Source organism: Nostoc sp., from assembly GCF_054880495.1.
This window is the reverse complement of record NZ_JBTYKD010000320.1, coordinates 24,531-31,569: the sequence shown is the minus strand read 5'-3', so window position 1 is coordinate 31,569 and position 7,039 is coordinate 24,531. Positions and strand designations below refer to the sequence as shown.

The 7,039-nt window shown below is 41.4% G+C and carries 8 protein-coding genes; 4 read left to right on the top strand and 4 right to left on the bottom strand.

Annotation, left to right across the window (positions count from 1 at the left end):
- Positions 1 to 1,641, top strand: a 1,641-nt coding sequence (locus ACYTXL_RS28160; RefSeq protein ID WP_461927525.1) for a DUF4114 domain-containing protein, incomplete at its 5' end; no start/stop codon positions are given.
- A 238-nt stretch (positions 1,642 to 1,879) separates the two neighbouring features.
- On the opposite strand, the gene ACYTXL_RS28155 is transcribed toward ACYTXL_RS28160, so the two are convergent.
- Complete coding sequence (locus ACYTXL_RS28155; protein WP_461927524.1) at positions 1,880 to 3,358, bottom strand: protein adenylyltransferase SelO; 1,479 nt, start codon at positions 3,356 to 3,358, stop codon at positions 1,880 to 1,882.
- A 122-nt stretch (positions 3,359 to 3,480) separates the two neighbouring features.
- Here ACYTXL_RS28155 and ACYTXL_RS28150 point away from each other — a divergent pair, with 122 nt between their 5' ends.
- Both ACYTXL_RS28150 and ACYTXL_RS28145 read left to right on the top strand, forming a co-directional pair.
- Positions 3,481 to 3,735 carry an SMI1/KNR4 family protein gene (locus ACYTXL_RS28150; RefSeq protein WP_461927523.1) on the top strand — a complete coding sequence of 85 codons (255 nt, stop codon included), beginning with the start codon at positions 3,481 to 3,483 and terminating at the stop codon, positions 3,733 to 3,735.
- Positions 3,677 to 4,168, top strand: a complete 492-nt coding sequence (locus ACYTXL_RS28145; RefSeq protein WP_461927522.1) for a hypothetical protein — start codon at positions 3,677 to 3,679, stop codon at positions 4,166 to 4,168. Before ACYTXL_RS28150 ends, ACYTXL_RS28145 begins: the two co-directional genes overlap by 59 nt.
- Before the next feature lie 25 nt (positions 4,169 to 4,193).
- Here the strand turns inward: ACYTXL_RS28145 and ACYTXL_RS28140 are convergent, their stop codons facing one another.
- The 3 genes from ACYTXL_RS28140 to ACYTXL_RS28130 form a co-directional block, all read right to left on the bottom strand.
- Entirely contained in the window at positions 4,194 to 4,646 is a 453-nt protein-coding gene (locus ACYTXL_RS28140) for a hypothetical protein (protein ID WP_461927521.1), read from the bottom strand.
- Positions 4,647 to 4,978: 332 nt separating this feature from the next.
- The gene (locus ACYTXL_RS28135; RefSeq protein WP_461927520.1) at positions 4,979 to 5,554 is read right to left on the bottom strand and encodes a GNAT family N-acetyltransferase; all 576 of its coding nucleotides are present in this window, start codon (positions 5,552 to 5,554) and stop codon (positions 4,979 to 4,981) included.
- Positions 5,555 to 5,613: 59 nt separating this feature from the next.
- The gene (locus ACYTXL_RS28130; RefSeq protein ID WP_461927519.1) at positions 5,614 to 5,754 is read right to left on the bottom strand and encodes a hypothetical protein; all 141 of its coding nucleotides are present in this window, start codon (positions 5,752 to 5,754) and stop codon (positions 5,614 to 5,616) included.
- Between the two features lie 97 nt (positions 5,755 to 5,851).
- Here ACYTXL_RS28130 and bioB point away from each other — a divergent pair, with 97 nt between their 5' ends.
- Positions 5,852 to 6,859, top strand: a complete 1,008-nt coding sequence (gene bioB, locus ACYTXL_RS28125) for a biotin synthase BioB (protein WP_461927518.1) — start codon at positions 5,852 to 5,854, stop codon at positions 6,857 to 6,859.
- The last annotated feature ends 180 nt before the right edge of the window (positions 6,860 to 7,039 follow it).

The following is a 7,039-nucleotide window of genomic DNA, read 5'->3' as shown; positions in this document are numbered from 1 at the left end:
AGCGATGTAGACTCCACCAACCTCAGCAACGCCACTGTCAAATTTACCAACGGTTTTGACGCCACAGAAGACACCCTCGCTTTCACCAACCAAAACGGCATTACTGGCACTTATACCAACGGTGTTTTAAGCTTAAAGGGCACTGCCACCGTCGCCGACTATCAAACTGCACTACAATCTGTCACCTATCAAAATAGCAGCGACAACCCCAGCACCACTCCCCGCACCATCAGCTTTGTTGTCAATGATGGTAGTTTAGATAGCAACCCAGCTACCCGCGACATTAATATTACTGCCGTTAATGATGCACCCACAGATTTGGAGTTGAGTGCCAACACCGTCAACGATGAAGCACCAGCCAACACCGCCATCGGCACATTCAGCAGCACCGACCCAGATCAAAACGATAATTTTGTATACAGCTTAGTTTCCGGAATTGACGATACTGATAATAATGCCTTCACCATTGATGGTAATACTCTCAAAATTAACAATTCTCCAGACTTTAAAACTAAGGCTAGTTACCAAATCCGAGTCCGCACTACTGATAACGGTAATCTCACCTTTGAGAAGGGATTGACTATTAATGTTAATGACGAAATACCTAGCCGTCTCAGTAACCCCGATGATGATGTCTTCAACATTACAGGTCAGGATGCTAAAACCACGCTGGAAGTCCAACTCACGGGACACAATTCTCAACTGGTGAATGAACTGGGTTTATTTACTGTTGATGATCCTCAAGGTACGATTAACGGTATTGCCCCTGGTGCTGAAGGTTATGCCCAAGCTGCAATACTTCGCTCACAGGTAATTTTATCTGCGATCGCTAATAACCCCAATGGCTTTGATACTAATAATCTTAGCAAGCTGCTGCAATTGAATTCTGGTCAGAATTTCAGATTCTTGTTAGTCCAAGACGGTACGCTCAATGCTGTACGCAATGATCCTAATTCTATCGGAAAGTTACTGTTTTCTAGTGTCTCAACCCAAAAAATTACCGACTTGGGTGATAATAGTTTCTCTCTCGGTTGGAAAGATGCTTCTGGTAAGAGTTCTACAGATTTTAACGATCTGCTAGTGAAAATTAACCAGACTAATCAAGCTTTACCTTTGGGTACAAATCTCCAAGGTCAATTCCAAGGAGAAGTGATTGATTTGCGAGATGTCCAACAATCAGTCAAAGCGGAATTTAATGTTTACAGAGAGGCATCTTACAACGATTACGTCGGCTTTTATCAGGTGACTGATGCTAATGGGGGAATTGATACCAATGGCGACGGCAAGGCTGATATTCTCACCGGACAGGCTGGTTATATTCAAGCTGCTGTGAATAGTCGGGTTGCTGGTATTGATTTAAGTGTGAAAAATCAAGGTACTGCTACTGAGACTGGTACTTTCCAACCTGGTGCGATTTTTGCTCCATTTATTATTGTTAATGGTAAACCGGATGCGCTTTTAGATAACAATCCTAATAATGATCCGGCGGTTTATTTCCCATTCTTGGGTGCTAATTCTGATCATACGGATCACATTCGCTTGTTAGCTAGTAATACTTTTGGTTTTGAGGATTTGCCAAATGGTGGCGACAAGGATTTCAATGATGTGATTATCAAGGCTAATTTGACTACTACAGTTTAGTCATCTTGGGACAAGACCGCAGTTGCTCTCCTAAAAAAGCAGGGCTGTTTCATTCCCTAAAAGGCTCTGATTTACAAGCATTTCAAGCAAAAAAGTCAGGTAACTAAAAATCTGATTGGGCAAGAAATCGCGATCGCACTTATTATGTAAATCCAGGGGAAAGGCATCTAAATATTGGCAAGAAAGCAGAGGGGCAAGGGAAAAAAAGATTTTCGGTACAAGCCTTGCCCCTTCCTAACTATTTCCTAGACTGAATTGCCTTGATTAACTCATAAAAAGGTTGCCAATTATCTTCCTGAGCAATTGCTTCCCAAATAGATTCAATCACAGGTCTTAATAATACCGTTTTCGGATTATGAACAGCTAGAGTTTGGGCGATTACATCGGTGCCACAGCTACGCCCGTCGTAGACATCGCACTCCAAATCATTCAAAATTTTATGGTACAATATGCACCAATCATCAAAAATTGCTGACCCACCCGGTACTGGTACAATATCGGAACCATTCATTACAAAACTTGGTTCATCTCGCCATTTAGATGAAAAAGTGCGAACCATCTCATAAAAGAATTGGTGATAACCAACTTGGCTCACTTTCAAAAATTCAATCGTTAGATTCAAGAGTTCTTCAGCTTGTGGATGTGCCAACTCCCCAAAACCCAACTTTTTCAACATCAAAGAAGTGTATTCAGCTTGATAATATTCATCAAACCTAGCTAATGCAACCTCCATTTCGCCTTTATCTATAATCGCCTTCAAAGGTTCCTGGAGCATTTCTAAATTCAACTGGCAAATACTTGGTTGATTACCGTAACAGTAACGTCCAGAATAGTCAAAATATGCAGCGATAAAGTAGGGGTCATAAGTAGGGATAAATCCATAAGGGCCATAATCAAAACTCTCTCCGGTAATCGACATATTGTCAGTATTCAGAACTCCATGACAAAAGCCAGCCGCCATCCACTGCGCTGCTAGTTCTGCAACCCGTTTAACTAATTGGGCGTAAAACAGGGCATATTTATCTTGTTCACTACTTAAGTCTCGATAATACTGCTCAATTACGTGGTCTAACAGCTTCTTAGTTAAATCTGGACGCTGGAAATAGTGCAGTCGCTCAAAAGTGCCAAACCGTATATGAGAGCTGCTCATTCTCACCATCACAGACGAACGGGTAGGCGAAGGTTCATCGCCCCGCCAGAGAGGTACACCTGTTTCAATCATGCTCAGACAGCGCGAAGTACGCACACCCAAGTAGTGCAGTGCTTCCGCAGCCAGAACTTCCCGCATTCCACCTTTGAGCGTCAGCATACCATCGCCACCACGGGAGTAGGGCGTCCTCCCAGAACCTTTTGTGCCAAAATCGTACATTTCGCCATCATTAGCGCGTACTTGCCCATAGAGAAAGCCTCTACCATCACCCAACTGTCCGTTATATTCACCAAATTGATAGCCGTGGTAACGCAGTGCTAACAAGGGTTTGCGCCCCTGAAATTTACCAAAAGCTGTGATAAAATCTTCGTCTTTGACTACTTGGGGGTCTAGACCGAAACGGGGTAATAGTTCATCGTTACGCCAACGCAGGATGTGTTGGGGAAATTCCGCCCCTGCAACCTCATCGTAGTAGTCACCGCCTAGAGATTCTAAGGCGCTTTCGTAGTTGAGGGTGAGAAAAGGATTGCTAGAATTCTTGTAGTTTGGAGTTTCAGCCAGAGTCATTACGAGCAAAGCTTAATTCATTCTTCTCTTAATACTACCTCTGGCTTCAGCATCAGCATAGACGCAAAAAGCGACCCATATCTAAAATATGGTAGCGCCATCATCAAAATCTAGAGTGCATAATGAATAAAGTCTTGCAATTAAAGAAAAAGTTGAGTCAATTAGCCCTTTTAGACGCTACATTTCAGATTTTTGGTTCAGAATTACACGAATATCAATTTAAACCTTGCTTAAGTAACAAAGATATTCAAGTGTTTGAATCCAGACACAATATTACGCTACCAAGTGAATATCGAGACTTTCTCTTAGAAGTTGGTAATGGTGGTACTGGCCCAGGATACGGCTTATCTAGTCTGTTGGGAATTGAGTATTGGTAAACATGAAGATGTCATTCCAGAAAAACTATACCAAGAGAACTACGAAATTTTATCTAAACCATTTCCTTTAACAGAAGCATGGAATGATTTAGATTTGATTGTCAAGAATAATACCGATTTGGTTGCCAACAATGATGCTTATTTTGACGATAAGTTTATCCAGGGTACTCTCACCATTCCAAATTATGGTTGTGGAATTTATGCGCTGTTAGTCATTACCGGCGAGCAGTCAGGAAAAATCTGGATAGATGACCGTACTAATGATAATGGGATATATCCTGCAACTTTAAGTTTTTGTCATGCTTTCCATGACATTAATCCTGATGATTTTCATCAAGATAGGGATGAGGAGCAGCCGTTGAGTTTTTATGATTGGTATGAAGACTGGCTCAACCGCAGTTTAGATCAAATCCGCCAGTCTTCGGAAACTTAATCTTAATTAAATAAAACTGAGCTTTTTATTTTGTAATTGGTTGTGATGTTGGTGAAGTAATTCCTACTGAGTTTGTTGTTTGTGATGCCTGTGAAGAGAGAATTTTTTTCACTTGCAGGCTATAAGTTTGCAAAATTGATTCAACTTGTTTATGTTGAGTTGGACTCAGATTCAAAGATGTTAATACTGTTCTAATTCTCTGACGAGATTGCAGTGCCGCCTTAAATTTAATATCTTGGGACGGGTTTAATAGAGTCTCAATATCCTTATCTCTTTGCTGGCGAGCCAGTTGGATTTGTAGACGCTGTTGCTTTGTGAGTTTGATTGACTGATGTGATACAGGGCTAATCTGAGCTTTTAAGGCTGGTGTAGTGTCGGAATTGGAAACTGGTGTAGCCAAGACAAGTCCGTGTGAGATGGTAGCAAAAGCGAAGATGGTAGAAAAGACAGATAAGCGCTTTATAGAATTAATGGACATTTGAAAAAACTCCTCAAGCATTTAATAAAATTGCACACATCGGCTCAAGAAAACCTTGATAACTGAGCCAGATAGTGAATAAATATTACTATTGCATTTGTTTGTGGAGTTGTTGTGTATTTATTATGAATTTGCTATGATACAAAAAAATTGTAGGTTGGGTGGAGGCTTTGCGTAACCCAACATCCTGATATATGTTGCGCTCCGCTCCATCCAACCTACGTCTGTAGTGTGGACACCATTCACAAATAGCAATTTATAAAAAAGAAAATTCCTAAGTAGGGATAGTTTGAAATAAAATAAATATTCTTGACAATTATACTCAGCCATTTTTAAAATTTAGGTGCTTGCCAATTAGGATTGATCAGACTTGTCATAATATGATCTTCCCATTGCCCATTAATTAATAAATAGTCTCTAGCATATCCTTCAATGACAAAACCGAGTCTTTTGAGTACATTGCCACTGCGCCGATTGTGAGGCATATAATTGGCCATAACCCGGTGAAAATTTAACTCTTCAAATAGATATTTATTCGCGGCTTTTAGCCCTTCTGTCATATATCCTTTACCTTGTTTCTTTTCAGCAAGGCTATATCCCAGATAGCAAAAATGAGCGGCTCCTCGGACAAAATTACTATAATTGACTGTTCCAATAATTACAGTAGGATTTTTTTTGGCAAAAATAAATAGTTTTAATGATTGCCCATTGAGAAATTCCAGAAAACTATTCTCTATTTGATACTGCCAATATTCTTCAGTGAAAAAACCATCAGCCCAAACAGGGTAGAATGGAGTGAGATAAGTTTTATTATCAGTAAAGTATTTGAGAATTTGGGGTAAATCTTCATGAATCGAAGCTCGTAATAATAGGCGATCGCTTGTAATTAGTGGCAGTTCTGATATCATAAATTACTTAATATACGGCATCTCTTCCCAAAACATTCTCGCTAATTTTGTAAATTCTCTCATACCTGTGGTTTAGCAGCAGTCAACTGAGTATTTTTGCTCTTAATCTGCCATTCAACCAAAATCTTGATAAGCTGATGTCTAATATCTAAAGTGGAAGGATTGAGAGCCAATGGGTGATAAAGCACAGTGCGCGGCATAACTTCGATAAAATTGCTTTGCCCAAACGCTGTACCGCAGGAGATTCAACCAAAAGACAGCTCTTAATTAACCTCAGTCTACAAGAAGGATAGTGATGTGGTGGGAATACGCTACGATTGGCAGGAAATAGAGATTCAGGCGATATACAACACGCCATTGCTAGAGCTGATTTATCAAGCTGCTAGCGTGCATCGCCAATATCATGATTCAACAAAAATTCAAGTTTGTAAGCTCATATCTATTAAAACGGGAGGTTGTCCAGAAGATTGTAGCTACTGTGCCCAATCTTCCCGCTATAAAACAGAGGTAAAGGCGCAAGCACTCCTAGAAAAGGAAACGGTAGTTAGCATTGCCCAGAAAGCTAAAGAAACTGGTGTTAGTCGCATCTGCATGGGTGCTGCTTGGCGAGAAGTGCGGGATAACTCACAATTTGAGGAAGTCCTGGAAATGGTCAAGGATGTAACCGCAATGGGTTTAGAAGTGTGCTGCACTCTGGGGATGTTGACGGCAAATCAGGCCAGAAAATTAGCAGAAGCGGGACTTTACGCCTACAACCATAACTTAGATACCTCACAGGAATATTACAGCACAATTATTACCACCAGGACATATAGCGATCGCTTGAACACAATTGAGAATGTCCGTCAGACAAATGTGACTGTATGTTCCGGCGGTATCCTGGGTTTGGGCGAAACTGTCGATGACCGTGTTGGGATGTTACAAACTTTAGCAAACTTACATCCGCATCCTGAGTCTGTGCCAATTAACATTCTCTCGCAAGTAGCGGGTACACCCTTAGAAAATCAGCCTGATGTCCCCATTTGGGATATTGTGCGGATGATTGCCACAGCCAGAATTTTAATGCCAGCTTCCGATGTGCGTCTTAGTGCCGGTAGGGCTAGACTTTCTCAAGTAGAACAAGCTTTCTGTTTTATGGCAGGAGCCAATTCTATCTTTTCCAGCGACGACAATAAGATGTTGACGGTGACAACTCCCTGTCCAGATTACGATACTGACCGAGAAATGCTGAATTTACTTGGTTTAGGAATGCGTCCACCTTCCCAAAGACAGGAGAAGGTAGCAAGTCCGGCTGTTGTAGGATAAATATCTTTTGTGGGATGGGTGTCTCACCCGTCCTTAGTAAACTGAGGGCAGGCAAGATTTCGGCGTCAGCGCTACTTCGACCCTTCTCTACGAGACGCTACGCGAACGACAGGTGTTACCCTGAGCTTGTCGAAGGGCAAGCTCAGTACAAGTCAGTCGAACGCTGCCCACCCCACAAGA